Origin of the sequence: Nocardiopsis sp. NPDC050513 (assembly GCF_044457925.1) — a bacterium.
Classification (GTDB): domain Bacteria; phylum Actinomycetota; class Actinomycetes; order Streptosporangiales; family Streptosporangiaceae; genus Nocardiopsis.
Window position 1 is genome coordinate 122,441 of the sequence record NZ_JBITHK010000008.1, and the last position, 24,841, is coordinate 147,281.

A 24,841-nucleotide genomic window follows, 5' to 3' on the forward strand; every position below is an offset into this window, starting at 1 on the left:
CCTCGCCCATACGGCTCGGCGACGGTGTCGGCTGGTCATGCGGTGAGCCTCGCCCATACGGCTCGGCGACGGTGTCGGCTGGTCATGCGGTGAGCCTCGCCCATACGGCTCGGCGACGGTGTCGGCTGGTCATGCGGTGAGCCCGGCTCCGGCGGCTCGGCCGCGATCGCCGCGAGCGGGCGGCGGTCCTACGGCGATCCCGGCCCTAGAGCCCAGCGACGATGTCCGCGAGCAGGCGGCCGACCGTACCGGCGGCGTCGCGGCCGGTGGCCAGCACGTCCTCGTGGTCCAGGTTGGCGCCCTCCAGCCCGGCGGCGACATTGGTGACCAGGGACATCCCCAGGACCCGGGCACCGGCGGCGCGGGCGGCGATGGCCTCCATGACGGTGGACATCCCCACCAGGTCGGCGCCCATGGCGCGGAGCATGCGGATCTCGGCCGGGGTCTCGAAGTGCGGGCCGGGCATGGCCGCGTACACGCCCTCGGGCAGGTCGGGGGCGACCTCGCGCGCCGCGGCGCGCAGCTTGGGGTCGTAGGTCTCGCTGAGGTCGACGAAGTCGGCCCCGGTCAGCGGCGAGCGTGCCGTCAGGTTCAGGTGGTCGGCGATGAGCACCGGAGAGCCGACGGAGTAGTCGCTGTTGATCGCGCCGGCGGCGTTGGTGAGCACGATCGTCTTCGCCCCGGCCGCGATCGCGGTGCGCACGTTGTGCACGACGGCGTCGGTGCCGTGGCCCTCGTACAGGTGGGTCCGGCCCAGGAACGCGAGCAGGTTCCGGTCCCCGTCCCGGATCCCGCGCAGGGTACCGCTGTGGCCTTCGACGGCGGGCGGCAGGAACCCGGGCAGGTCGGCGGTGGCGATCTCGTGGGCGGCCTCACCGAGCAGGTCGGCGGCGGGCGCCCAGCCCGAGCCCATGACCAGGGCGATGTCGTAGCTGTCCACTCCGGTACGCGACCGCAGGTCGGTCGCGGCCTCTTCGGCGATGGCCTGGGGCGTGCGGGTCACTGGGATTTCTCCGTTCGTTCGGGCCGCGGGCGCGGCGGGACGGGCGTAACGGTGTGCGGTGGGACCCCGGCTTCCGAGCGCTCCGGGACGTGGGCTCCTGTGCGCACGGGCCGGGACATCACGAACTGCGGGCCGTTGGGGCCGTCGACGTAGCGGCGGCCCGTGGACGTGAACCCGGCCGACCGGTAGGTGCGCAGACCGACCTCGTTGCCCTCGTTGACGCACAGCACGATGTCGGTGGCGCGGGGGGCGACCCCGGCCACGAGCAGATCCAGCAAGGGCGCGGAGCAGGCGGTACGACCCACGCCGAGGCCCTGGTACTCGGGCGTGACGTAGAAGGCGCGGAGGAGCACGGCGCGCTCCGGAGCGTCGACGAGGTCGCTCAGGTGGCCGACGCGGTCGATGATCCCGAAACCGGCGCAGGCGTCGCGGGCCGTCTCGGGGTCGGTGAGGTCGACGCCGGTGCGGACGACGGCGAACGGAACGCGCGCGGGATCGACGTCGGCGCGCGGCAGGGTCTCCACCGGAAGTCCGGTGTACCGGGACTGACCGGGCGCCAGGCGGTGGCGGAGTACCACCTGTCTCAGGACGGAGACCTCCGCCGTGTACCGGTCGAGCCGGACCAGACGCAGGCCGACCACGCGTGCCGGGGCCGGGGCTCCCGGCGGCGCCGCATCCGGGGCCTGGAGACCTGAGGCCTGGAGATCGGCGGTCTGGAGATCGGCCGGAGCCGCGTCCGGAGCCGCGCCCCGGCCCGGAGTCCCAGCCGGTGTGTCAGTCACCACGATCGCTCCTCGTTCGCCGTGTCGGACCGGGACCCGGCCGGGTCCCGGTCCGTCAGTGTTTCATCCCGGGTCACACCCCGATCGGGTGCCAGACCGTCTTGGTCTCCAGGAACGGCGTCATGCGCGCGGTGCCGGGGTCGGGGTCGAGCCAGACGTCCTCTCCCCCGTCGGCGCCGGAGCCGGGACGCAGCACCCGGGTGAGGGTGGTGGCCGCGGCCTCTTCGAACTCCGCCGCCAGCGCTCCGGCTCCGGTGAGGTCGAGGGCGTTGACGTCGGCGTGCGAGGCGAGGTGCGGGCCGATCTCCGGCACCCGCCCGGTGAGCAGGTTGACCACACCGCCGGGCACGTCGGAGGTGGACAGCACCTCGGCCAGGTCGACTGCCGCCAAGGGCGCGCGCTCGGAGGCGACCACGACGGCGGTGTTGCCGGTCGCGATGACCGGGGCCAGCACGGAGGTCAGCCCGAGCAGAGGTGCGTCCTGCGGCGCGAACACCGCCACCACACCGGTCGGCTCGGGCGCGGAGTGGTTGTAGTAGGGGCCGGAGACCGGGTTGGCGCCGCCCAGGACCTGGGCGACCTTGTCGGTCCAGCCCGCGTAGTAGACCCACCGGTCGATCGCGGCCGAGACCACCACGTCGGCGGCGGCCCGGGACAGACCCTGGGCGCGCTCGGCGCCCGCGGCGAACTGGTCCCGGCGGCCCTCCAGGACCTCGGCGACGCGGTACAGGATCTGCCCGCGGTTGTAGGCCGTCCGCGACGACCAGCCGCCGAACGCCTTGCGCGCGGCCACGACCGCCTCACGGGCGTCCTTACGCGAGGCGAGGGAGGCGTTGGCGAGGTGGTCGCCGTCGGCGGAGGTCACGGGGTAGCACCTGCCCGATTCCGAACGCGGGAACGCCCCGCCCAGGTAAAGCTTGTACGTCTTGCGCACCGCCAGACGCGCGGGCTGTGCCGCGCCGGACCGGGCGATTCCGCTCTGGGGCTTTCCGCTCTCGGACTTTCCGCCCTGGGGCTTTCCGCCCTGGGGCTTTCCGCCCTGGAGCTTTCCGCCCTGGAGCTTTCCGCCCTTGGCCTGACCGCTCTGCTCGGCCTGCTGGGGCTGTTGAGCCTTCTTAGCCAAGGTAGGCCTCCAATCCGTGCCGCCCGCCCTCGCGGCCGTAGCCCGACTCCTTGTAGCCGCCGAAGGGGCTGGTCGGGTCGAACTTGTTGAACGTGTTGGACCAGATGACGCCCGCGCGCAGACGCTCGGCCGTCCACAGCATGCGCGAGCCCTTCTCGGTCCACACACCCGCCGACAGTCCGTAGGGGGTGTTGTTGGCCTTGGCCACCGCCTCCTCAGGCGTACGGAAGGTGAGCACGGACAGCACAGGGCCGAAGATCTCCTCGCGGGCGACCCGGTGGGCCTGGCTCACGCCGGTGAGGACGGTGGGGGCGAACCAGTAGCCGGACGACGGCAGGTCGCAGGACGGCGACCATCGTTCGACGCCCTCCTCCGTCCCCGAGTCGGTCAGCTCCCGGATCCGCCGCAGCTGGGCTGCGGAGTTGATCGCGCCGATGTCGGTGTTCTTGTCGAGCGGGTCGCCGAGGCGGAGCTTGGCGATCCGGTCCTTGAGCCGGGGCAGCAGCTCGTCGGCGATCGACTCCTGGACGAGGAGGCGCGAACCCGCGCAGCACACGTGGCCCTGGTTGAAGAAGATGCCGGAGACGATGCCCTCGACCGCCTGGTCGACGGCGGCGTCGTCGTAGACGATGTTGGCGCCCTTGCCGCCCAGTTCGAGGGTCAGGCGCTTGTCGCTGCCCGCGACCGAGCGCGCGATCTGGCGACCGACCTCGGTGGAGCCGGTGAAGGCGACCTTGTCGGTGCCGGGGTGCTCCACGAGTGCCCGGCCGGTCTCGCCCGCGCCGGTGACGATGTTGACCACGCCCGGCGGCAGGTCCGCCTCCTGGCAGATCTCCGCGAAGGCCAGCGCGGTCAGCGGCGTGGTCTCGGCGGGCTTGAGGACGACGGTGTTGCCGGTGGCCAGTGCCGGGGCGACCTTCCACGCGAGCATGAGCAGCGGGAAGTTCCACGGGATGACCTGGGCGGCCACACCGAGCGGGCGCGGGTCGGGGCCCAGTCCGGCGTGGGCGAGCTTGTCGGCCCAGCCGGCGTAGTAGAAGAAGTGCGCGGCGACGAGCGGCAGGTCGACGTCGCGGGTCTCCTTGATCGGCTTGCCGTTGTCCAGGGACTCCAGGACCGCCAGCTCACGGGAGCGCTCCTGGATCACCCGGGCGATCCGGAAGAGGTACTTGCCGCGTTCGGCACCGGACATCCGGCTCCACACGGTGTCGTACGCGCGACGGGCGGCGTCGACCGCGCGGTCGACGTCGGACACGCCCGCGACGGTGAAGCGGGCGAGTTCGGTCTCGTCGGCCGGGTTGACGGTGGACATCTGGTCCCCGTCCTTCCCGGGGGTGAACTCACCGTCGATGAACAGGTCGTAGTTCTCGCGCAGACGGACGACGGAGCGGGACTCCGGTGCGGGCGCGTAGTCGAAGATCACGGCTCTAGTCCAGCGTGTAGTAGTCGGGGCCCGGGTAGGTGCCGGTGCTGAGCCTGGTGCGCTGCATGAGCAGGTCGTTCAGCAGGCTGGAGGCACCGATGCGGAAGAGGTCCGGGGTCAGCCAGTCGGGACCGGCGACCTCGTTGACCATCACCAGTTGGCGGATGGCGTCCTTGGCGGTGCGGATGCCGCCCGCGGGCTTGACGCCGACGCGGGTGCCGGTGGCGGTGTGGTGGTCGCGCACGGCCTCCAGCATCACGAGGACCACGGGGGGCGTGGCCGCCGGGGACACCTTGCCGGTCGAGGTCTTGATGAAGTCGGCGCCGGCGCGGATCGCCAGATGGGAGGCCCGGCGCACGTTGTCGTAGGTGACCAGTTCGCCGGTCTCCAGGATGACCTTCAGGTGAGCGCTGCCGCAGGCCTCCTTGACCGCGACGATCTCGTCGTACACCTTCAGGTAGTCGCCGGAGAGGAAGGCGCCGCGGTCGATGACCATGTCGATCTCGGTGGCGCCGTCCTCGACGGCGCGGCGCGTGTCGGCGAGTTTGACCTCCAGGGGCGCGCGCCCGGCCGGGAAGGCGGTGGCGACGGAGGCGATGCCGATCCCGGTGCCGGTGCCGGATCCGGTGCCGGTGTCGGATCCGGTGCTGGACCCTCTTCCGGTGCTGGAGCCGGAGCCGATGCCGCGCAGGGCCTCGACGGCGGTGGCGACCCGGTCGGGGTAGACGCACACGGCGCCCACCTGGGGCACGGTACGGTCGGTGGGGTCGGGGAGGGCGGCCTTGGCGCACAGGGCGCGGACTTTGCCGGGCGTGTCGGCGCCCTCCAGTGTGGTCAGGTCGACCATCCGGATGGCCAGGTCGATGGCCTCCCGTTTGGCCGTGGTCTTGATGGACCGGGTGGACAGGTCCTGGGCACGGGAGCGCGCACCGACCTCGTCGACGCCCGGGAGTCCGTGCAGGAAGACCCGGAGCGCGCGGTTGGTCGTGGCCTCGGGCGCGAATGCGGTGTGGGGCACGGGCACCTACAGCTCGATCAGCGTGATGGAACGTGATGGGTTCTGAAGCGGCTTACTCCGCTGTGGCCAGCGGAAACAGCCACTTCGGCGCGGTACGGAGATGCCGTTCGAGGGCGCCGTCCGGGCCGTCAGGCAGTCACCCTAACCCTGGGGTGGACAGCCGTCAGTACCCCTGTCGACCGCGCCGCCGAAGGTTGGAGGAGCATCCAATCAGACAAGCGGGGAGCATTAGGATGTTCCTCCAACTTGGCCGCCAAAACCCCTATAAATCGCTCTCCGGCCTGGTGCGGGCCAGAGGAGTCGAGGAGGCCCGGTCTAGACCGGACTGTGCCCTCCTGGGGTAGCGGAGGGGTGGCTGGAGGGGTGGTTGGGGTTGGCGGGAGGGGTGGCTGGAGGGGTGTGGCCGAGGGGTGGCTGGAGGAGTGTTGAAGGGGTGGCCGAGGGGCGGTTGGAGGGGTGGCTGGAGGGGGTCGTGGCGGCCTCCAGCGGGCTCTGGTCGGCCATCGATGGGCCGTGGCGGGTTCCGCGCACGGATGCGGCGGCCTCAGCGGGCTCTGGAGAGCGGGGGGCGTCTGGGGGGGTGGCCGGGCCGGCGCAGACCGGGCTGTCTCCATCAGGAGGCTGGTTACCCTGTGGGCATGGCGGAGTTCCGGATCAGTAGTGACGATCAGATCGACCTGCGCAAGCTGGCGGCGGCCTTGGTGGACTCCCAGGGCTGGGCACGTGAGGAGGTCAGCATCTGGGACACGCGCCGGGGCGAGGTGATCGTGACCGTCGACGACGCGCTGCTGCGCGGTCCCCAGAAGGACCCGCTCAACCGCCCCCGGCACACACCGCACGATGTCCACGAGGCGTGCGAGTGGCTGCGGCTCGAGGACTCATCGCTGCGCCGGGTCGACTTCGCCGCGCTGCGGGAGGAGACCTCCCGGTACTTCTCAGCAGGATGGACGCTCGCCGACGTCCGGCACGCCCTGACCCACCGCCCCGACCACGTACCGTGGCAGAAGGGCCCGCAGGACACGGAGTGGTTGCGCACCCGTCTGAAGGCCTGGCGCACCCCGAACGGCGACATCCGGCCCTCGAAGTCCCAGGAGTCGGCGCAGCTGCGGGTGATCAGCCGCGCCGGGCTCCCGATGGACATCGGCCTGCCCGAGGACGCCGAGGTCGCCCGCCCGGTCGCGCGCCCCGAGGTCGCGCGGTCGGCGGCCGACGACGCGCGGCGGTTGATTCAGCAGAACACCCGCACCACGACGAACTCGCTCGCCCACCGGGACCGCACGGCGGAGCACATCACCCGCCCGGGCCGGGAGAGCGGCCCCAGGTAGCGGAGCGGAGGAGCGGAGCAGGGGAGAGCGGCCCCGGCCGGAGGACGGAACACCCGTCGGCCGGGTGTCCGTGGGAGTTCGGCCGGAGCGAGGCCTTCCCTGGCCCCCGCGGTGACCGGGGCGGGAAGGGTCCCGGTCGAGCCTCTGTGGTGCTGTACGGGGAGAATTATCGGCGGATCCCGTGGCTTGGCGGGGAGAGAGGGTTCCGGGCGGCCCCCTGGGGCTGGGCGGGCGGGAGTGGTTTCCCCAAACCCCCTGTGGCTGAGCGGGACAGGGATGTTTTGCCCCACCCCCCTGTGGTGCTGTACCGGTCGCGTCTCACCAACCCCCCTGTGGTTGGGCGGGGCGGGAGTGGTTTCCCCAACCCCCCTGTGGTTGGGCGGGCGGGGAGGGTGTAGACCCCCTTTCCGGTGACGGGTGTGCGGACCGGTGTGGGGCTTGGGGCGGGTGTTTGCTGGACCGTCCACCCCCCGCTCCTGGGGCCGGGGGTGTCATCACTTCGGAATCACGTTCCCACGTGGTGACCGCCGCCTGCATATCTGTGGACCGTCCGGGGTGACCCTAGGTGAGGGACCTCGCCCTCCGGAACGAATTCGCTCCGCGAACACGCCCTCCGGACGAGCCACACCCCCCGTGGTGACCAGGGAGCCAGACCACCACACCCAGCCCCCTGTGGACCCGAGAACCAGTCGACGCAACCCCCCTTCGGCGACCCGGAGCGGGCGCGCACTCCCCTGTGGTCGAGCGACCGGGGTCAGGAGTTTCGGGCGCGGGCCTCCTCCACGGACACGGTCGCCCCGTCGGCGATCGCCCCCAGGAGGGACTCCAGCGGACCGCGGCCCACCGCGACCCGCCACAGGACCGCGAACCCGATCGCCCCCAGGACGAACCCCTCCAACAGCCACGGGCTCCGCCACTCCTGAGTCGACAGGCCCATCACGACGGCGATCGCGAACAGGTGCCCTGAGTACACGGTCAGCGGCATCCGGCCGACGGAGGAGAGCGGGTACATCAGCCACCGGGCGCGCTCGGCCAACCACACGCACGCCACCAGGACGATCAGCGCCTGGCCCACCGCCTGCGCGATCTCGAAGGTCGTACCGGTGTGCGGCGTGCCCACGGCGAGCCACCACCAGTCGTCCGTGGGGACCTGCCCCGAGATGAAGTACATCTCCTCCTCGACCGCGGCCCGCGGGCCGGGGTCCGCGAGCCGGTCCAGGCCGCCGAGCGGGTACAGCAGGAGCCAGGAGCCCCCGTAGGCGAACACGCTGAGGCCCGCGCCCAGCGCGAGGAGGCGGAGGCGCACGGCGGTCGCCGTCAGATCCGTCCGCCCGACCGCCATGCCCGCGTACACGAAGGCCATGAACGTGATCGCCGGGTAGTAGCCGGTGAGGAGGAACTCCGTCACCGACCCGAGGGAGGACAGGCGCGGTTCGGGCACGCCCATGCCGGAGCGCAGAACGAAGGAGACCGCTGGACCCGCGACGGCGAGCACACCCGCCACGGCCCACAGCGCTCCGGCCCGCAGCCGCGCGAGGGGCAGCGCGAGGAGGAAGAAGCCCGCGTAGTAGGTGAGGATGATCGCGACGGGCACGGACATCAGGTCGAGGAGGATGCCCAGCAGGCCGATCACCACGGCGCGCGTGACGATGCGTACCGCCGCGACGCGCAGCGCGTCGCCGCTGGCCGGGCTGGTCCGGCCGGTCATGAACGCGAGGGAGAGACCGGCCAGGAGGGCGAAGAGCGCGGACGAGTTGCCGCGGACCAGGGTGTGCAGGGCGGTGGCGCCCTCCTCGGGCAACAGCCCGATGGAGGCCACGCCCAGGTGCACGGTGAACATGCCGAACACGGCGAGCGCGCGGGCGGCGTCGACGCCGTCGATCCGGGGGCGGGGGACCGTGGTCGCGGTGGCGATGGGGCTGTCGTCAGATCGGTTCTGTGCCACGTTCGTCAGGCTATGCCCCCGTTGGACCCCACGGGCGCGCGCCCGTGGGGTCGCGCGCGTCAGCCCTGGTCGGACAGTCGGGTGAAGTAGTCGAGCGCCTCTGGGTTGGCCAGGGAGTCCCGGCTCACCACCCGTTCGGGGCTCTCCCCCATCAGGATCCGCTTGACCGGAACCTCCAGGACCTTGCCTGACAGGGTACGGGGAACGGCGCTGATCGCGCGTACGCGGTCGGGCACGTGTCGGGGCGAGCAGTCGGTGCGCACCCGCCGCGCGATCTCCCTGGGCAGGTCGCCCTCGAGGTCGGCGCCGGGCCGCAGCACGGTGAACAGCTCGATCTTCGACGATCCGTCCTTCTGGGGCACATCCACGACGAGCGCGTCGACGACCTCGTCGAGGGCGAGGACGGCTCGGTAGATCTCACTGGTTCCCATGCGTACGCCGCCGCGGTTGATGGTCGAGTCCGAGCGGCCGTAGATGATCGCGGTCCCCCGGTCGGTGATCTCGATCCAGTCGCCGTGCCGCCAGATCCCCGGGTAGACGGAGAAGTAGCTGTCCCGCAGCCGTTCCCCGTCGGGGTCGCCCCAGAAGTACACCGGCATGGACGGGGCCGGCTGGGTGACCACCAGCTCACCCACCTCGCCGACGAGTTCCTTGCCGTCCGGGTCCCAGGAGGCCACGGCCATGCCCAGACCGCGGGACTGGATCTCGCCCTCGTAGACGGGCAGGGTGGGGGTTCCGCCCACCAGGCAGCTGCACACGTCCGTGCCGCCGCTGGTGGAGAACAGCCAGAGGCCGTCGCCGAACTCGTCGTACACCCACGTGAACGCCTCCGGACTGAGCGGAGAGCCGGTGGAGCCGATCGCGCGGAGGGCGGAGAGGTCGCGTTCCCGGCGGGGGTGCACGCCCTCCTTCATACAGGAGGCCAGGAAGCCCGCGCTGGTGCCGAAGATCGTGACGCCCGCCCGCTCGGCCAGGTCCCAGAGCGTGTCGAGGTCGGGCGCGGCGGGGCTGCCGTCGTACAGGACGATGGAGGCCTTCGTCAGCAGCACACTGGCCAGGAAGTTCCACATCATCCAGCCGGTGGTGGTGAACCAGAAGACCCGGTCGTCCTCACGGGCGTCGATGTGGAGGTGGAGGTTCTTGAGCTGTTCGAGGAGGATGCCCCCGTGGCCGTGGACGATGGCCTTGGGCAGCCCGGTGGTGCCGGAGGAGTAGAGGACCCAGAGCGGGTGGTCGAAGGGGACGGCGGTGAACTCCAGCTCGGACGCGTCCCCCTGTTCCAGGACGCTCCAGGGCTCGGTGCCCTCCAACTCGGCTCCGGGGGTGAGGTAGTCGAGCAGCACGGTGTGCTCGACGGTGGGCAGGGCCTCGCGCAGCTCCGCGACGACGGGCCGCCGGTCGAAGTCCCTGCCTCCGTAGCGGTAGCCGTCCACGGCCAGGAGCACCTTCGGTTCGATCTGCGCGAACCGGTCGATCACACTCCGCACGCCGAAGTCGGGCGAGCACGACGACCACACCGCGCCGAGCGAGGCAACGGCGTAGAAGGCCGCGACGGTCTCGGGCAGGTTGGGCAGGTAGGCGACCACCCGGTCTCCCGCTCCGACGCCGCGCGCCCGGAGTCCGGCGGCGATCGCCGCGGTGCGCCGGCGCAGTTCGCCCCACGTCCATGCGCCGAGGGGGCGGAGCTCGGTGGAGTGGCGGATCGCGATCGTGTCGTCGTCCCGGCCCTCGAAGATGTGCCGGGCGTAGTTGAGGGTGACGCCGGGGAACCAGCGCGCGCCCGGCATGGTCCGCTCGGGCAGGACGGTGTCGTAGGGGGTTTCGGACCGGACTCCGTAGAACTCCCAGATCGCCGCCCAGAAGTCCTCGACGTCGGTGACCGACCAGCGCCACAGTGCGTCGTAGTCGAACGCCTCGGGGGCGGGCGCGCCCTCTCCGAAGGCGCGCACCCCCTTGTGTTCCGCGGCCCAGCGGGCGAACGCGACGATGTTCGAGGAGCCGACCGTGGCCTCGTCCGGCTCCCAGAGCACACGGGGCACGCTGCTCTCCGTCATTGGCCAGCCTTCCCAGTCGCATGGCTGTGTGTGGATGTGAGACCCATATAACACCACCGGGTGGCGGCGGCCTCGCCCCGCCCTCGTCCTAACGGACGGCGGGGCGGGACTGCCGCATGCGACGGGAACGCAGGTCACGCCGGGCGTGTGCGCGGTGTGGAGGGTCCACCCCCGCGGGGCGGGCGAGGGGTGGGACCACCACGTTGACACAGACTGAGAGGCCGTTTGATGGGATGACCCGACGTAACAGTCGGTCAGGTTCCGCACAGGGCCGCGACGGCGGCGACCGGGGAGTCGACCACCGGGGCCCCGGTCGCCTCCAGGCGCTCGCGGGCCATGAGTCCGCTGGCGACGAGCAGCGCGTTGGCGCCGGCCTCCCGGGCGGCGCGCGCGTCGTCGTCGATGTCCCCGACGAGCACGACCTTGGCGGGGTCGATCCCCTGCTCGTCGAGGTGGTGGACGAGGTGCTCGGCCTTGGAGTCCTTCACGGTCGCGAACCGGCGTCCGTCGACCCGGGTGAAGTGCCCGTCGAGGCCGCGCTCGGCGATGAGCGGGACGAGGTGGTCGTGGGAGGCCATGGACAGCAGCGACTGGCTGCCGCCCGAGCCGGTCCAGTCGTGCAGCACGTCCGGCACGCCGTCGGCCAGCGCGCAGCCGGGCAGGTGTTCGAGGTAGCTGCGGTCGTAGAGCACCTCGGCCTCCTCCCACTCGCCGTCCTCGAAGGGACGTCCCAGGAGGTCCTCGTAGCAGGGGATGAGGGGTCGCCGGAACACGGAGCGCCAGTACTCCATCTCCACCGGCGCGCGGCCGAACCGGGCGCACACGGCGTTCACCGCGGCGAGGTTGGCGTGGTTGTCGTCCAGGAGGGTGCCGTTCCAGTCCCAGACGATGTGGGTGATGTCGCGTCGGTCAAAAGTCGTCTCAGCCATTGAGAGCACTTTATGGGCAGCCGCACCGAACCGAAATGCGTCGTTCACCACGCCGCTGGTCAGGCCGTATCCCTCAGACCGCGTCCGACGCGGCGTCACGCGCCTCGCGACGCCGGGCCCGGAGCCGACGCCTGCGCCGGACCGCCCAGACCCCGGTCAGGACGAGGAGGGGGAACACGACGAGGATCAGGATCGGGATGAGGACGGCCAGGATCGCGGTGACGACGCTGACGACGTCCTCGACCACGGACGCGACGGGACCGCCGACCCCGCCGGTCAGGGTGTTCACCACCGGGCGCGACACCGACTTGAGCACGTGGAGGACGAGGGCGACGGCCACGCCCGCCAGGACCGAACTCCAGTCGACGCCGTCTCCGGCGGCGGCCCCGGAGGCGGTGACGGACAGGTCGGACAGCTCGACGGAGGCGGCCCCCGCGCCGAACGTGATGCCCCCGGAGGAAGGGCGGATCACGGTCTGGACGACGTCGTTGAGGCTGTCGAGGGCGGGGACCTTGTCGGCGACCAACTCGACCACCAGGAGAACGGTGAGACAGATGAGGGTGACGGGGTGTTCCAGCCACGACCACGTGGAACCGAGCGGGACGAGGTCGGTGAAGCGCGCGAGGAGTCCGACCACGAGGAGGGGGATGTAGGCGTTCAGGCCGGCAGCCGAGGACAGCCCCAGGCCGGTGAGGGTGGCGATCATGCGTCTCCTTCGTGTCTCCATGACGGAGGGGACGTGCCGTGGCACGCCCCCTCGTGACGCCGGTGTACACGTGTTGACGCACGCGCGCGGCCCTGGGTTTCGCCCGGGGCTCGGACGAGGAGTCCGGCCCCGGGACGTCCCGGTCAGGCTCGGCGCTTGCGGGCCGCGAAGAGCGCCGTGACGCCGGTCGCGATGACGACCAGAGCGGCGATCACCATGGCCGCGATCCCGCTGCCGGTCAGCGCCAGGCGATCGGCGAAGCCACCGTCGGAGGGGTCGATCTTGCGCTTGCCGACACCGTTCTCCTCGGCGTCGGTGTCGCCGTCGGCGCCCATGTCTCCGCCGCTACCGGCGCCGCCGTTCAGCTCGGATCCGGACTCGATGTCGGGGTCGAACTCCGTCTGACCGTCCTCGTGCGAGAGCCGGTAGTAGTCGTAGGTGTAGTCCGGCTCGTCGGTCGGCGACGGCTCCGGGCTGGGAGACGGGCTCGGGCTCGGCTCAGGGCTGGGACTCGGCTCAGGGCTCGGGGACGGGCTGGGAGACGGGCTGGGGCTTGGCTCCGGGCTCGGGGACGGGCTGGGCTCCGGGCTGGGGCTGGGAGACGGGCTCGGGCTGGGGCTTGGCTCCGGGCTCGGGGACGGCTCCGGTGTCGGGTCGGACAGGGCGCAGTCCATGGCCACATCGCCCAAGACCAGGTCGAACAGGGTCACCGTCTGCCCGAAGGGTTCCCCGGACCCGTCGAGCAGCTGGGCGGTGGCCGACAGGTCGAGCTCGGCATGGCCGCGGCTGCCCATGGCCTCCTGGATCTGCTGGGTGGTGGCGATGACCCGGACGCCCGACGTGTTGGGGCCGTAGTCACCCTGGAAGTCGAGGGTGGTCGTCTGCAGCGTCCTGGACACCGGGACCGACTGCCCGAAGACCGTCGCCGACACCGCGCTCGTCAGGAAGACGGGGTCGTGCGGGAAGGTGCAGTTGACACTGTTCTGCCACGTGGCGACGTCCAGGACCTTGGTCAGACCGCCCGTGCCGGGGCTTCCCTCGTGCACGATGACCTGGACTGGGCCCCACGGCGCCACCGGGTCCGGGACCAACAGCTCGGTGAACGCCCCGTCCGCCCGCGCGCGGGCGGACGAGGGGTCGAGTGTGGTCTCGACCGCGGCCGTGCCCGTCGCGGAGGGGACGTTCGGCGAGATCGTCGAGGCCGGCGCCGTGGCGGTGTTCCAGTCCGCCGCGTCGTTGGCGCCGCTCACCTCGACCACGCCGCGGGCGCCCGCGACGGCCCCGGCTCCGTAGACCGCTGGATCCAACGTGAGCCGGGCCCACGTGCTCGACGCGTAGGGGGTCGCGGGCTGCGCCTCGGCGCCGACGACGATCATCCCGGATGCCGTCAGCAGGGATGCCGCGGCCACAGCGCCTGTCCGGGCCCTTCTCACCAGAGCAGCACGAATCGTATTCAAGTCATCACCCTATGTAGTTACACCTGGCCAGACCGTCCAACGGTAGCCATCAGGCGCACGAGGCCCCCGAGGGCGGGGAGGCGACACGCGCCAAGATCGTGCAAACTTCAAGGGTTCCACCCGGGGAATGCACCACCGAGCCCACGCCGTTGAATACCGCGTGGGGGTATGATGACCGCAGCTGAACAGGGACGACACGGAAACGGCGACATGGCGGCAACGCACGGCTACAGCAACGACAAGCAGAGTCACATCAACCGACTGCGCCGCATCGAGGGCCAGATCCGCGGCCTCCAGCGCATGGTCGAGGACGACCAGTACTGCATCGACATCCTGACCCAGACCTCGGCGGTCAACAAGGCGCTCCGTTCCTTCGCCCTGGCCATGCTCGACGAGCACCTCAAGCACTGTGTCGCCCACGCCGTCGCCAGCGGCGGTGACGAGGCCGACGAGAAGGTCCGCGAGGCCTCCGACGCGATCGCCCGCCTCGTCCGCTCCTGACCCCTCAGTCGTCGCCGTAGCGGGCGCGCAGGTTCTCCATCAGCCGGGCGCCCTCCCTGCGGGAGCCGTCCGCGTCCAGATAGTCCACCGCCTCCTTGTCCACGAACGACGACGGCCGGCCGTCGTCGGCGAAGCCCAGCCGTGAGACCTCGCCGCCGGTGAGCGCGCGGATCGCCCAGTTGGCCACGATCCGCGCCCGGGCCGGGGTGGACGGCACCGCGGCCAGGTGGTATCCGCGGGTGGCCGCCAGCGCGGGCGGACCGCTCAGGTCGAACCTGAACACCCGAGCGAGCGCCTCCCTGCCGCTCAGGTCCACGACCAGGCCCATGTCGCGGTGTCGGAACTCGTTCAGCGGGCGCCCCAGGATGGAGGCGACCACGTTCTCGGCGACGGTCGCCGCCTGGCGGCTCGCGTACTGGGCGGTCGGAGGGCAGTAGCGGCCCTCCCCCGCGGCCAGGTCGGGTGCGGCCGCCGCGTCGCCGAGCGCGAACACGTCGTCCAATCCCGGGACGCGCAGGTCGGCACCGACCTCCAGTCGTCCGCGCTGGGTCGGCCTGTCGAGAGTCTCCATGAGCGGGCTGGGCGCGACGCCCGCCGTCCAGATGAGCGTGCGGCAGGGCAGGACCCGCCCGTCGGTCAGGACCACCTTGTCGGGGCCGACCTCGCGGACGCTGACCTTGAGCTTGACCTCGATCCCCATGCCCCGCAGCATGTCGAGCGCCTTGCGGCCGAGCCGCTCGCCCAGTTCGGGCAGGACCGCGGGCGCGATGTCGACGAGGTGCCAGTGGATCGCGGACCGCAGTTCGGGGTTGCGACGGGCCGCCTCCTCGGTGAGCCGCAGCAGCGAGGCCGCGGTCTCCACGCCGGTGTAGCCTCCCCCGACCACGATGAACCGGCACCGCTCCTCGCGCTCGATCGGGTCGCGGCTGTCGTTGGCCAGTTCCAGCTGGGCGAGGACGTGGTCCCGCAGGAGCACGGCCTCGGCGAGGGTCTTGGCCCCGTAGGCGTGCTCGCTCAGTCCGGGGATGTCGAAGGAGCGGGTGAGCGCGCCCGGCGCGAGGACGAGGCGGTCGTAGGGGCAGGCCGTGAGCTCGCCGCTCGAACGGCGCACGACGACCGTCCTGTCCTGGGTGTCGACCCCCACCGCGTGGCCCGGGACGAGCCTGGTGTCGCGGGTGAGCCGGTGCACCGACATCGCGACCGACTGGGGCGTGAGCAGTCCGGACGCCACCTGGGGCAGCAGCGGGCTGTAGAGCATGTAGTCGTGCGGTGCGACGAGGGCGATGTCGGCCATCCCCCTCGGAATCCGACGTTCGAGGTGGCGCAGGGTGTGGATCCCACCGAAACCCGCTCCGACCACCACGATGCGAGGCCGAGACATCTGTTCACCGTTCCTTCTTCGCGTCCGGTCGCCAGCGACGCGGGCGTACCCGTCCGGGAGTGCCCGTACGGCACCACGACGACTTCCCACACGAGAGGTTTGCGTGGCTTTGGCTGCCGTTGTCCGCAGCCGCGAAAGACATACGGGCACTTCAGAGCCACGTAACCCACCCATGACCACCCAAGACGGACACTAGATGACTGTGTGTGGCAATACGACTACAGAATGTGTTGTCACGTGAAACCGAAAGGAGCAGGGAACGCGTATGCGTGCGTTCACGAAGATCGCCGCCGCCTCGGCGCTCGCCGGAGGACTGACCGTCATCGGGGTAGGAAGCGCCCTCGCGCAGCCTCCGGACGACCCGCTGGAGACCGTGGAGGAGACCACCGAGGGGGTGACCGAGACCGTGGAGGGAGCGACCGGGGACCTCCCCGAGCTGTCGCCCGAGGCCACGGCACTGCTCGAGGACCCTGCGGTCGTCGAGCTCCTGAGCAACCCCGACGTGGTCGAGCTGCTGGGCAACGCCGACGCGCTGGCGATCATCGAGCAGCTGCTCGCGACGGAGGACCCGCTCGGGGCCCTCCAGGCCGTCGACCTCGGTGCCGTCGAGGGTGCGACCGAGACGGTCGGGGGGGTCACCGACCCCGTCGGCGGCGTCACGGACCCGGTCGGCGGCCTGCTCTAGGCCTCCGCCACCGCGCACACCCCCCGGGGCGACCGCTCCGGGGGGTGTCGCACGACACCGACCACATCCCACGGGGGACAGCAGAGATGGCAGACAACAGAATCGTGCTCGAGAGCGCGGCACGCGAGTTCGCGGACGCCCACCACCGGGAACCGTACATCGAGGAGCTTCCGCTGAGCGAGGGCCGGGAGGTCCTGGAACGGGAGCAGAGCGGCTACGGGGTGATGAAACCCGACGTCGCCTCCGAGTGGGCCACGATCTCGGGCGGCCCGACCGGTCAGGTGTCGGTCCGCATCGTCCGGCCGGAGGGCGCCGGCGGCGTGCTCCCCGTGATCCTGTACCTCCACGGTTTCGGGTGGGCCTACGGCAGCTCCCGCACCCACGACCGTCTCGTCCGGGAGCTGGCCACCCGCACGGGGGCCGCCGTGGCCTTCCCGGAGTACGACCGTTCGCCCGAGGCGAAGTACCCGACCGCGATCGAGCAGATCTACACCGTCGCGCGGTGGGTGACGCGGCACGGCGCGGACAAGGGACTGGACGCGCAGCGGATCGCCGTCTGCGGCGACGGCGTGGGCGGCAACATGGCGACCGCGCTGACCCTCATGGCCAAGGAGCGCGGCGACGTGCGCCTGCGGGGGCAGGCGCTGTTCTACCCGGTGACCGACGCCGACTTCGACCGCGACTCCTACCGCGAGTTCGCCACCGGCTACCTCCTGACGCGCCACCAGATGATGTGGTACTGGGACCAGTACACCCAGGATCCGGGGCAGCGCGCCGAGATCACCGCGTCACCGCTGCGCGCGTCGGTCGACCAGCTGCGCGGCCTGCCGCCCGCGCTGGTCATCACCACCGACGCGAACGTGCTGCGGGACGAGGGCGAGGCCTACGCCGACAAGCTGCGTGAAGCGGGGGTCCCGGTGACGGCGGTGCGCTTCCAGGGCATGATCCAGGACTTCATGATGGTGGACGCCCTGCGCGACACCCAGGCCAACCGGGGCGCGCTCGTACTCGCCGCGCACTTCCTCGGCGAGGTGCTGGAGACCACGGCCGCCGTGCCGCGGCAGCGCGCCGAGGGCCGCCGGGAGGCGCCCTCGGCCGGGGCGGGACGACCCACGGGGACGTGACGCCGGCTGCGCGGGGCCGCGGGGAACGCGATCCCCGCGGCACCGTCCGTGTGTGCCGACTCAGCCGCCGTTGAGCTCGGCCGCGACCCGCTCGCCGATGTCGGAGTCGATGTCGCGCCAGTACTTCAGCGCCCGCGAGAGCACCCCCTGGTCGGTGACCGAGGACATGTGCCCGGCGATGTTGGACACCAGACGGTCGCGCGCCGCGCCGTCCATGACGCCGTTGATGAGCGTGCGGGGCTGGACGAAGTCGTCGTCCTCGCGGTGCCCGGTGTAGGCCTCGCGCACCAGCTCGCCCGCCTCGACCTGCCAACCCGTCGGGTCCGCTCCGGTCTGGTCCGCGCCCTCGGGGCCGCCGAAGGAGTTCGGGTGGTAGACCGCTCCGGTACCCGGCGGGTAGAAACGCATCTGGCCGTCCTTGGAGTAGGACCGCACCGGCACGCGCGGCCGGTTGGGCGGGAGTTCGCCGTAGTTGACGCCGATCCGGTAGCGGTGCGTGTCCGGGTAGGAGAACAAGCGCGCGAGCAGCATCTTGTCCGGTGACGGCCCGACGCCGGGCACCAGGTTGGACGGTTCGAAGGCGGCCTGCTCGACGTGGATGTGGTGGTTCTCCGGGTTCTCGTTCAGCGTCATCCGTCCGACCTCGACCAGCGGGTAATCGCAGTGCGGCCACACCTTGGTCAGGTCGAACGGGTTGAACCGGTAGTCCGCCGCGTCCTCCAGCGGCATGATCTGCACCTTCAGCGTCCAGGACGGGTGGTCGCCGCGCTCGATCGCGTGGTGGAGGTCGCGCCGGTAGAAGTCGGCGTCGGTCCCGGCGATCCGGTCGGCGTCGGCCTGAGTGAGGAAGTCGGCGCCCTGGTCGGTGACGAAGTGGTACTTGACCCACACCCGCCTGCCCGCAGCGTTGACCCACATGTAGGTGTGCGAGCTGTAGCCGTTCATGCGGCGGAAGTTCTTCGGGATGCCCCGGTCGCCCATGAGCCAGGTCACCTGGTGCGCGGACTCCGGGGACAGCGACCAGTAGTCCCACTGCATCGTGTTGTCGCGCAGGCCCGTGCGCGGGTCCCGCTTCTGGGAGCGGATGAAGTCCTGGAACTTCTGGGGGTCGCGCATGAAGAACACCGGAGTGTTGTTGCCGACCATGTCGTAGTTGCCCTCGCGGGTGTAGAACTTCAGCGCGAACCCGCGCGGATCCCGCCAGGTGTCGGGGCTGCCCAGCTCACCGGCCACGCTGGAGAAGCGGGCGAGCACCGGCGTCTCCGTGCCGGGCTGGAACACGTCCGCCCGGGTGTACTCACTGACGTCGGCCGTCACCCGGAAGAACCCGTAGGCCCCGCTGCCCTTGGCGTGCACCACCCGTTCCGGGACGCGCTCCCGGTTGAAGTGCGCCATCTTCTCGATCAGGTACGCGTCATGCAGGACCAACGGCCCGTCCCTGCCCACGCTCAGCGAGTGCTCGTCGCTGGCCACGGGCGTGCCCGCGTTCGTGGTGGTGACCGGATCACCGCTTCGTCCAGGCCCCTCGACCATGGATCTCTCCCCCTCGTCCACGCTCTCGCGCCCCCGGGGATCCCGACCCCGGGGGCGTCTCAGGCGCGGTCTACCCGGAGGCCGGTCAAGCTACGTTCAACCGGCGGACGCGGGGGTGGAAGCGGGCTCGGGCGCGGTGAGCGCGGCCGAGCCCATGGCCAGCAGCAGCTCCGCCATCCGGTCGCGCGGCAGGTCGCCCCGGCTGTGCGGGGTCGAGTTGAGCAGACCGAAGGCGGCGTGGACCGCGGCGCGCAGGGTGATCCGCGAGGCCGTGGGGCGCAGGGCGGCCAGGACGTCGACCCACGTCTCCACGTAGCCGCGCTGCAGTCGGCGCACCCGGCGGCGGTCCGCCTCGGTGAGGTTGCCCAGCTCCCGGTCGTGGACGGTGATGAGGGCGGGTTCGTCCAGGGCGAAGGCGATGTGGCCGCGCAGCAGCAGCTCCAGGGCCTCCTCGGGTCCCGCGGCGCGCGCCGCGACCTCCGCTCCCCGGCGGGCCAGCCGCTCGCTGATGTCGACGAGGACCTCGCCGAGCAGGGCCTCCTTGCCCGGGAAGTGCCGGTACAGCGCGGGTCCGCTGGTGCCCACGGCCCGGCCGAGTTCGTCGATGGTCACACCGCGGTAGCCGCGCGCGGCGAAGAGTTCGGCCGCCGCGCCCAGGATCGCGGTCCGGCGTTCGATCGTCGGCTTCGGCCCCATCCACCCCGCCTCTCGTCGGCTTCGGGGCGGCGCGCCGCCCCGGCTCTGGACACCCATGTTAGTAGTTATTAACATCTCAGGTGTTAGTGAGCATTAACATCCCTCCACGAGAGGACACCATGAGCAGGGCATCCGTGCTCGGTTCGGCGGTCGACACCGCCGGGCCCGCGTTCGCCGCCAACGACGCGGCGAACCGCGCCCTTGCCCAGGAACTGCGGGAGCGGATCGCCACCGCGGCCCTGGGCGGCCCCGAGAAGACCCGCGCCCGCCACGTCGAACGCGGCAAACTCCTGCCCCGCGACCGGGTCGACCTCCTCCTCGACCCCGGCTCCCCGTTCCTGGAGATCGCCCCCCTGGCGGCCTACGGACTCTACGGGAAGGACGGACAGGACGCCCCCGGAGCCGGAATGATCGCGGGCGTCGGGCGGGTGGCCGGACGCCCCGTGGTCGTGGTCGCCAACGACGCCACGGTCAAGGGCGGCAGCTACTACCCGATGACGGTCAAGAAGCACCTGCGCGCACAGGAGGTGGCGCTGCACAACCGGCTGCCGTGCGTCTACCTCGCCGACTCCGGCGGCGCGTTCCTGCCGATGCAGGACGAGGTGTTCCCCGACCGCGAGCACTTCGGGCGGATTTTCTACAACCAGGCCACCATGTCCAGGCTCGGCATCCCGCAGATCGCGGCCGTGCTCGGTTCGTGCACCGCCGGGGGCGCCTACGTCCCCGCGATGAGCGACGAGGCCGTCATCGTCCGCGAGCAGGGGACGATCTTCCTGGGCGGCCCTCCCCTGGTGAAGGCCGCCACCGGCGAGGTCGTCACGGCCGAGGAACTGGGCGGAGGCGACCTGCACTCGCGGGTCTCCGGCGTCACCGACCACCTCGCCGACGACGACGCGCACGCCCTCACCCTCGTACGGCGCGTCGCCGACACCCTCGGCCCGCCCGAACCCCCGGCGTGGCGGACGCGCGACCCGCGCCCGCCCGTGCTGGACCCGCAGGAGCTGTACGGGGTGGTCCCGTCCGACACCCGCACCCCGTACGACGTGCGCGAGGTCATCGGCCGGATCGTGGACGGCAGTGAGTTCACCGAGTTCAAGGCGGAGTACGGCACGACCCTGGTCACCGGGTTCGCGCACCTGCACGGACACCCGGTCGGCATCGTGGCCAACAACGGCATCCTGTTCGCCGAGTCGGCGCTCAAGGGCGCGCACTTCATCGAACTGTGCGACCGGCGCGGCATCCCCCTGGTCTTCCTCCAGAACATCTCCGGGTTCATGGTCGGCCGCGACTACGAGGCGGGCGGCATCGCCAAACACGGAGCGAAGATGGTCACCGCCGTGGCCTGCGCGCGCGTCCCGAAGTTCACCGTGGTCATCGGCGGCTCGTTCGGCGCGGGCAACTACAGCATGTGCGGCCGGGCCTACTCCCCCCGCTTCCTGTGGATGTGGCCGAACGCCCGGATCTCCGTGATGGGCGGCGAACAGGCCGCGTCCGTGCTCTCCACCGTCCGCCGCGACCAACTGACGGCGCGCGGCGAGGAGTGGTCCGCCGAGGACGAGGAGGCGTTCAAGGCGCCCGTCCGCGACCAGTACGAGGAGCAGGGCAGCCCCTACTACTCCACCGCGCGCCTGTGGGACGACGGCGTCATCGACCCCGTCGACACCCGTGAGGTGCTCGCCATGGCCCTGTCCGCCGCCCGCCACGCGCCCCTGGAGCCGGTGGGCTACGGCGTCTTCCGGATGTGAGGAACCCGTGACCACGACCTCTGTACCGACCGTTCTCGTCGCCAACCGGGGCGAGATCGCCCTGCGGATCCTGCGCACGCTGAGGCGGATGGGGATCGGGTCGGTGACGGTGTACACCGACGCCGACACCGACGCGCCGCACGCCCTGGCCGCCGACCAGGCCCTCCGGGTCGACGGCTACCTGGACGCACCCGCGATCGTCGCCGCCGCGCTGGAGTCCGGGGCGACGATGGTCCACCCCGGCTACGGGTTCCTGTCGGAGAACGCCGACTTCGCCCGGGCCTGTTCGGACGCGGGCCTGGTGTTCGTCGGACCGCCCGCCGCGGCGATCGAGGCCATGGGCGACAAGATCCGCGCCAAGGACACCGTGGCCGCGGCGGGGGTGCCCGTCCTGGGCGGGTTCACCGAGAAGCCCGGACGCCCGATGTCCGACGACGAACTGCTCGTGGCCGCCGAGTCCACCGGCTACCCGCTGCTCATCAAGCCCTCCGCCGGCGGGGGCGGCAAGGGGATGCGGGCTGTCCACTCCCCCGACACGCTGCTGGCCGACGCCGCGGCCGCGCGCCGGGAGGCGCTGGCGTCGTTCGGGGACGCGACGCTGCTCGTCGAACGCCTCGTCCGGCGCCCCCGGCACATCGAGGTCCAGGTCCTGGCCGACGGCCACGGCACCGTCGTCCACCTGGGTGAACGCGAGTGCAGTCTGCAGCGCCGCCACCAGAAGGTGGTGGAGGAGGCGCCCTCGCCGCTGCTGACCGACGCCCAGCGCGAGCGCATGGGTCGGGCCGCGGTCGCCGCCGCCCGGGCGTGCGGGTACGTGGGCGCGGGGACGGTCGAGTTCATCGCCGAGGTCGGCGACGACGGCGAGCTGTCCTTCTCGTTCCTGGAGATGAACACCCGCCTCCAGGTGGAGCACCCGGTCACCGAGGAGGTCGTGACGGTCCGCGGCGCGCGCGGCGTCGACCTCGTCGAACTCCAGGTGCGCGTGGCCCTGGGCGACCCGCTCCCGTTCGGCCAGGACGACGTGGGCTTCGAGGGGCACGCGGTGGAGGCGCGGATCTACGCCGAGGACGCCGACCGGGGCTTCCTCCCCAGCGGCGGGCCGGTCCTGGCTCTGTCCGAGCCCTCCGGCCGCGGGGTCCGGGTGGACTCGGGGATCGCCGAGGGCGGCTCGGTGACCTCAGCGTTCGACCCCATGCTCGCCAAGGTGATCACGTGGGGGCCCGACCGCGGCGAGGCGCTGCGCCGGATGGACGCGGCCCTGGCCGGGTACCTGCTGCTCGGCTGCGTCACCAACACCGCCTACCTGCGGCGCCTGCTGCGGCACCCGCGCGTGGCCGCCGGCGACCTGAGCACCGATCTGATCGAGTCCACCCCGCCCGAGCCCGCGCCGGACCGCGTGCCGGAGGAGGTGTACGCCGCCGCCGCCCTGGACCACCAGCTGGACCTGGAGCCCGGCGCGACGGCCGACCGGTTCGCCGTCCCCGACGGGTGGCGGATGGGCGGTCCCGCCTGGACGCGGTGGCGGCTGCGCGCGCCGCGGCACGACTCCGCGGTCGTGTACGTGCGCCGTGTGGCGCCGGGGTCGTACGAGGTTCGCGTGGACCAGGAGGGGGCCGCACCGGAGGCGCCCGCCGACGGGGGCGGCGCGTCCCGGCGCGGAGCGTCCCCCACGGGCGTCGGCGGACGGCGGGGCGGCCCCGTCGCCGCCCGCGCGCGCCGCTCGCCCGACGGACGGCGGCTGACCGTGACCCACGCGGGCCGGGTGCGCTCCTATGCACGCGCCCACGACCCGGCCACCGCCCACCGCTGGCTGGGCGCCGACGGCGTCGCGTGGACGCTGCACGAGGAGCCCGTGGCCGCCGCGCTGCGCGACGACGAGTCCGCCGCCGACGGCACCGTGCGCAGCCCGATGCCGGGGACGGTGCTCGCCGTGCCGGTCGAGGTCGGTCAGCGCGTCGTCGCGGGCACGCCGCTGGCCGTCGTCGAGGCCATGAAGATGGAGCACTCCGTGCCCTCCCCGATCGACGGGACCGTCACCGACGTGGCGGTCCGCCCGGGAGCGTCCGTACCGATGGACGCCCTCCTGGTCACCGTCGAACCCGACGGGGCGGGGGCCACCGCCGCCGACCCGTCCGATCCCACCCCCGCCACCAGCGAGGAGACCACACGATGAACCGCCATGAGCTGTCGACCGAGCACGCGGACCTGCGGGCCGCCGTCGAGGAGTTCGCCCGCAGCGAGGTCGCGCCCGTCATCGGCGACTTCTACGAGCGGGACGCCTTCCCGTACGAGATCGTCGCCAAGATGGGGCGGATGGGGCTGTTCGGGCTGCCGTTCCCCGAGGAGTACGGGGGCATGGGCGGGGACTACTTCGCCCTGTGCCTGGCCCTGGAGGAGCTGGCCCGCGTCGACTCGTCGGTGGCCATCACGCTGGAGGCGGGGGTGTCGCTGGGCGCGATGCCGATCTTCCGGTTCGGCACCGAGGAGCAGCGCAAGACCTATCTGCCGAGGCTGTGCTCGGGCGAGGCGCTGGGCGCGTTCGGGCTGACCGAGCCGGACGGAGGCTCGGACGCGGGCGCGACCAGGACCACGGCGCGGCTGGAGGACGGGGAGTGGGTGATCGACGGGACCAAGTCGTTCATCACCAACTCCGGGACCGACATCACGGCGCTCGTGACGGTGACGGCGGTGACGGGTCGGCGCGACGACGGCAAACCGGAGATCTCCACCATCCTGGTGCCCGCGGGGACACCGGGGTTCTCGGTGGGGCAGAAGTACTCGAAGGTGGGGTGGAACGCCTCAGACACCAACGAGCTGGTGTTCGAGGGGTGCCGGGTGCCCGAGGCCAACCTCGTGGGCGAGCGCGGGCGCGGGTACGCGCAGTTCCTGCGGATCCTCGACGAGGGCCGGATCGCGATCGCGGCCCTGTCGGTGGGGCTGGCGCAGGGGTGCGTCGACGAGAGCGTGCGCTACGCCCACGAGCGGAGCGCGTTCGGGCACCGCATCGGGGAGTACCAGGCGATCCAGTTCAAGATCGCGGAGATGGAGGCGCGGGCGCACACGGCGCGGCTGGCCTACTACGACGCCGCCTCGCGGATGCTGGCGGGCGAGCCGTTCAAGAAGGAGGCGGCGATCGCCAAGCTGGTGGCCTCCAACGCGGCGATGGACAACGCGCGCGACGCCACGCAGGTGTTCGGCGGGTACGGATTCATGAACGAGTTCCCGGTGGGCAGGTTCTACCGCGACGCCAAGATCCTGGAGATCGGCGAGGGCACCAGCGAGGTGCAGAAGATGCTCATCGCCCGTGAGCTGGGACTTCCCGCCTGACGCGGACGTGGGCCGACCCCCGGAAGCAGCGTTTCCGGGGGTCTGTTCCGTCTGTGTCCCGTTCGGCTGGTCCGAGGGCCGACG

20 protein-coding genes are annotated in these 24,841 nt (G+C 71.8%); 7 read left to right on the top strand and 13 right to left on the bottom strand.

Going from position 1 to position 24,841, the window contains the following annotated elements; all coding sequences use genetic code 11:
• Positions 1–205 precede the first annotated feature (205 nt).
• From ACIBFB_RS16355 to deoC, 5 genes are all read right to left on the bottom strand, one after another.
• Positions 206–1,003 (bottom strand): purine-nucleoside phosphorylase, encoded by a 798-nt coding sequence (locus ACIBFB_RS16355; RefSeq protein ID WP_397230825.1) that lies wholly within the window; start codon positions 1,001–1,003, stop codon positions 206–208.
• Positions 1,000–1,644 (bottom strand): GNAT family N-acetyltransferase, encoded by a 645-nt coding sequence (locus tag ACIBFB_RS16360; RefSeq protein ID WP_397231123.1) that lies wholly within the window; start codon positions 1,642–1,644, stop codon positions 1,000–1,002. Before ACIBFB_RS16360 ends, ACIBFB_RS16355 begins: the two co-directional genes overlap by 4 nt.
• Positions 1,645–1,858: 214 nt before the next feature.
• Positions 1,859–2,758 (bottom strand): aldehyde dehydrogenase family protein, encoded by a 900-nt coding sequence (locus tag ACIBFB_RS16365; RefSeq protein WP_397231125.1) that lies wholly within the window; start codon positions 2,756–2,758, stop codon positions 1,859–1,861.
• A gap of 142 nt (positions 2,759–2,900) precedes the next feature.
• Positions 2,901–4,331: an aldehyde dehydrogenase family protein gene (locus ACIBFB_RS16370; protein WP_397230827.1), complete on the bottom strand. Its 1,431-nt coding sequence runs from the start codon at positions 4,329–4,331 to the stop codon at positions 2,901–2,903.
• Positions 4,332–4,335: 4 nt separating this feature from the next.
• A complete protein-coding gene (deoC, locus tag ACIBFB_RS16375; RefSeq protein WP_397230829.1) occupies positions 4,336–5,355 on the bottom strand; it encodes a deoxyribose-phosphate aldolase in 1,020 nt (339 codons plus the stop codon).
• Positions 5,356–5,987: 632 nt separating this feature from the next.
• Between deoC and ACIBFB_RS16380 the strand changes: the two genes are divergently transcribed.
• Positions 5,988–6,674, top strand: a complete 687-nt coding sequence (locus ACIBFB_RS16380) for a hypothetical protein (RefSeq protein ID WP_397230831.1) — start codon at positions 5,988–5,990, stop codon at positions 6,672–6,674.
• 754 nt (positions 6,675–7,428) lie between these two features.
• Here the strand turns inward: ACIBFB_RS16380 and ACIBFB_RS16385 are convergent.
• The 5 genes from ACIBFB_RS16385 to ACIBFB_RS16405 all read right to left on the bottom strand — a co-directional run bounded on the left by ACIBFB_RS16385 (position 7,429) and on the right by ACIBFB_RS16405 (position 13,717).
• On the bottom strand, positions 7,429–8,619 hold the full coding sequence (locus tag ACIBFB_RS16385; protein ID WP_397230833.1) for a heparan-alpha-glucosaminide N-acetyltransferase domain-containing protein: 1,191 nt from the start codon (positions 8,617–8,619) through the stop codon (positions 7,429–7,431).
• A gap of 59 nt (positions 8,620–8,678) precedes the next feature.
• Positions 8,679–10,673: an acetoacetate--CoA ligase gene (locus ACIBFB_RS16390; protein WP_397230835.1), complete on the bottom strand. Its 1,995-nt coding sequence runs from the start codon at positions 10,671–10,673 to the stop codon at positions 8,679–8,681.
• Positions 10,674–10,927: 254 nt separating this feature from the next.
• Positions 10,928–11,602 carry an HAD family hydrolase gene (locus ACIBFB_RS16395; RefSeq protein ID WP_397230837.1) on the bottom strand — a complete coding sequence of 225 codons (675 nt, stop codon included), beginning with the start codon at positions 11,600–11,602 and terminating at the stop codon, positions 10,928–10,930.
• Between the two features lie 73 nt (positions 11,603–11,675).
• The gene (locus tag ACIBFB_RS16400) at positions 11,676–12,308 is read right to left on the bottom strand and encodes a DUF4126 domain-containing protein (RefSeq protein ID WP_397230839.1); all 633 of its coding nucleotides are present in this window, start codon (positions 12,306–12,308) and stop codon (positions 11,676–11,678) included.
• Positions 12,309–12,451: 143 nt separating this feature from the next.
• Positions 12,452–13,717 (bottom strand): hypothetical protein, encoded by a 1,266-nt coding sequence (locus tag ACIBFB_RS16405; protein ID WP_397230841.1) that lies wholly within the window; start codon positions 13,715–13,717, stop codon positions 12,452–12,454.
• Positions 13,718–13,975: 258 nt separating this feature from the next.
• Between ACIBFB_RS16405 and ACIBFB_RS16410 the strand changes: the two genes are divergently transcribed.
• Positions 13,976–14,266 carry a metal-sensitive transcriptional regulator gene (locus tag ACIBFB_RS16410; protein ID WP_358566941.1) on the top strand — a complete coding sequence of 97 codons (291 nt, stop codon included), beginning with the start codon at positions 13,976–13,978 and terminating at the stop codon, positions 14,264–14,266.
• A gap of 4 nt (positions 14,267–14,270) precedes the next feature.
• Here the strand turns inward: ACIBFB_RS16410 and ACIBFB_RS16415 are convergent, their stop codons facing one another.
• On the bottom strand, positions 14,271–15,647 hold the full coding sequence (locus tag ACIBFB_RS16415; RefSeq protein ID WP_397230844.1) for an NAD(P)/FAD-dependent oxidoreductase: 1,377 nt from the start codon (positions 15,645–15,647) through the stop codon (positions 14,271–14,273).
• 265 nt (positions 15,648–15,912) lie between these two features.
• Here ACIBFB_RS16415 and ACIBFB_RS16420 point away from each other — a divergent pair, with 265 nt between their 5' ends.
• Both ACIBFB_RS16420 and ACIBFB_RS16425 read left to right on the top strand, forming a co-directional pair.
• Entirely contained in the window at positions 15,913–16,332 is a 420-nt protein-coding gene (locus tag ACIBFB_RS16420) for a hypothetical protein (protein ID WP_397230846.1), read from the top strand.
• Positions 16,333–16,418: 86 nt separating this feature from the next.
• Positions 16,419–17,456, top strand: coding sequence for an alpha/beta hydrolase (locus ACIBFB_RS16425; protein WP_397230848.1), 1,038 nt, complete (start codon positions 16,419–16,421; stop codon positions 17,454–17,456).
• Between the two features lie 60 nt (positions 17,457–17,516).
• On the opposite strand, the gene ACIBFB_RS16430 is transcribed toward ACIBFB_RS16425, so the two are convergent.
• Entirely contained in the window at positions 17,517–18,989 is a 1,473-nt protein-coding gene (locus ACIBFB_RS16430; protein WP_397230850.1) for a catalase, read from the bottom strand.
• A gap of 96 nt (positions 18,990–19,085) precedes the next feature.
• Positions 19,086–19,685, bottom strand: a complete 600-nt coding sequence (locus ACIBFB_RS16435) for a TetR/AcrR family transcriptional regulator (RefSeq protein ID WP_397230852.1) — start codon at positions 19,683–19,685, stop codon at positions 19,086–19,088.
• A gap of 134 nt (positions 19,686–19,819) precedes the next feature.
• Here ACIBFB_RS16435 and ACIBFB_RS16440 point away from each other — a divergent pair, with 134 nt between their 5' ends.
• The 3 genes from ACIBFB_RS16440 to ACIBFB_RS16450 all read left to right on the top strand — a co-directional run bounded on the left by ACIBFB_RS16440 (position 19,820) and on the right by ACIBFB_RS16450 (position 24,757).
• Positions 19,820–21,430, top strand: coding sequence for a carboxyl transferase domain-containing protein (locus ACIBFB_RS16440; RefSeq protein WP_397231127.1), 1,611 nt, complete (start codon positions 19,820–19,822; stop codon positions 21,428–21,430).
• Between the two features lie 88 nt (positions 21,431–21,518).
• Positions 21,519–23,603, top strand: a complete 2,085-nt coding sequence (locus ACIBFB_RS16445) for an acetyl/propionyl/methylcrotonyl-CoA carboxylase subunit alpha (RefSeq protein ID WP_397231129.1) — start codon at positions 21,519–21,521, stop codon at positions 23,601–23,603.
• The gene (locus ACIBFB_RS16450) at positions 23,600–24,757 is read left to right on the top strand and encodes an acyl-CoA dehydrogenase family protein (protein ID WP_397230854.1); all 1,158 of its coding nucleotides are present in this window, start codon (positions 23,600–23,602) and stop codon (positions 24,755–24,757) included. The genes ACIBFB_RS16445 and ACIBFB_RS16450 overlap by 4 nt, the downstream gene beginning before the upstream one ends.
• Positions 24,758–24,841: the final 84 nt, after the last annotated feature.

What these genes read in the sequence shown, in the direction of transcription:
- ACIBFB_RS16380 (WP_397230831.1), top strand. Translation starts at nt 5,988, where the DNA reads ATGGCGGAGTTCCGGATCAGTAGTGACGATCAGATCGACCTGCGCAAG.
- ACIBFB_RS16390 (WP_397230835.1), bottom strand. Translation starts at nt 10,673, where the DNA reads ATGACGGAGAGCAGCGTGCCCCGTGTGCTCTGGGAGCCGGACGAGGCC.
- ACIBFB_RS16395 (WP_397230837.1), bottom strand. Translation starts at nt 11,602, where the DNA reads ATGGCTGAGACGACTTTTGACCGACGCGACATCACCCACATCGTCTGG.
- ACIBFB_RS16400 (WP_397230839.1), bottom strand. Translation starts at nt 12,308, where the DNA reads ATGATCGCCACCCTCACCGGCCTGGGGCTGTCCTCGGCTGCCGGCCTG.
- ACIBFB_RS16410 (WP_358566941.1), top strand. Translation starts at nt 13,976, where the DNA reads ATGGCGGCAACGCACGGCTACAGCAACGACAAGCAGAGTCACATCAAC.
- ACIBFB_RS16415 (WP_397230844.1), bottom strand. Translation starts at nt 15,647, where the DNA reads ATGTCTCGGCCTCGCATCGTGGTGGTCGGAGCGGGTTTCGGTGGGATC.
- ACIBFB_RS16420 (WP_397230846.1), top strand. Translation starts at nt 15,913, where the DNA reads ATGCGTGCGTTCACGAAGATCGCCGCCGCCTCGGCGCTCGCCGGAGGA.
- ACIBFB_RS16425 (WP_397230848.1), top strand. Translation starts at nt 16,419, where the DNA reads ATGGCAGACAACAGAATCGTGCTCGAGAGCGCGGCACGCGAGTTCGCG.
- ACIBFB_RS16430 (WP_397230850.1), bottom strand. Translation starts at nt 18,989, where the DNA reads ATGGTCGAGGGGCCTGGACGAAGCGGTGATCCGGTCACCACCACGAAC.
- ACIBFB_RS16435 (WP_397230852.1), bottom strand. Translation starts at nt 19,685, where the DNA reads ATGGGGCCGAAGCCGACGATCGAACGCCGGACCGCGATCCTGGGCGCG.
- ACIBFB_RS16445 (WP_397231129.1), top strand. Translation starts at nt 21,519, where the DNA reads ATGGGGATCGGGTCGGTGACGGTGTACACCGACGCCGACACCGACGCG.
- ACIBFB_RS16450 (WP_397230854.1), top strand. Translation starts at nt 23,600, where the DNA reads ATGAACCGCCATGAGCTGTCGACCGAGCACGCGGACCTGCGGGCCGCC.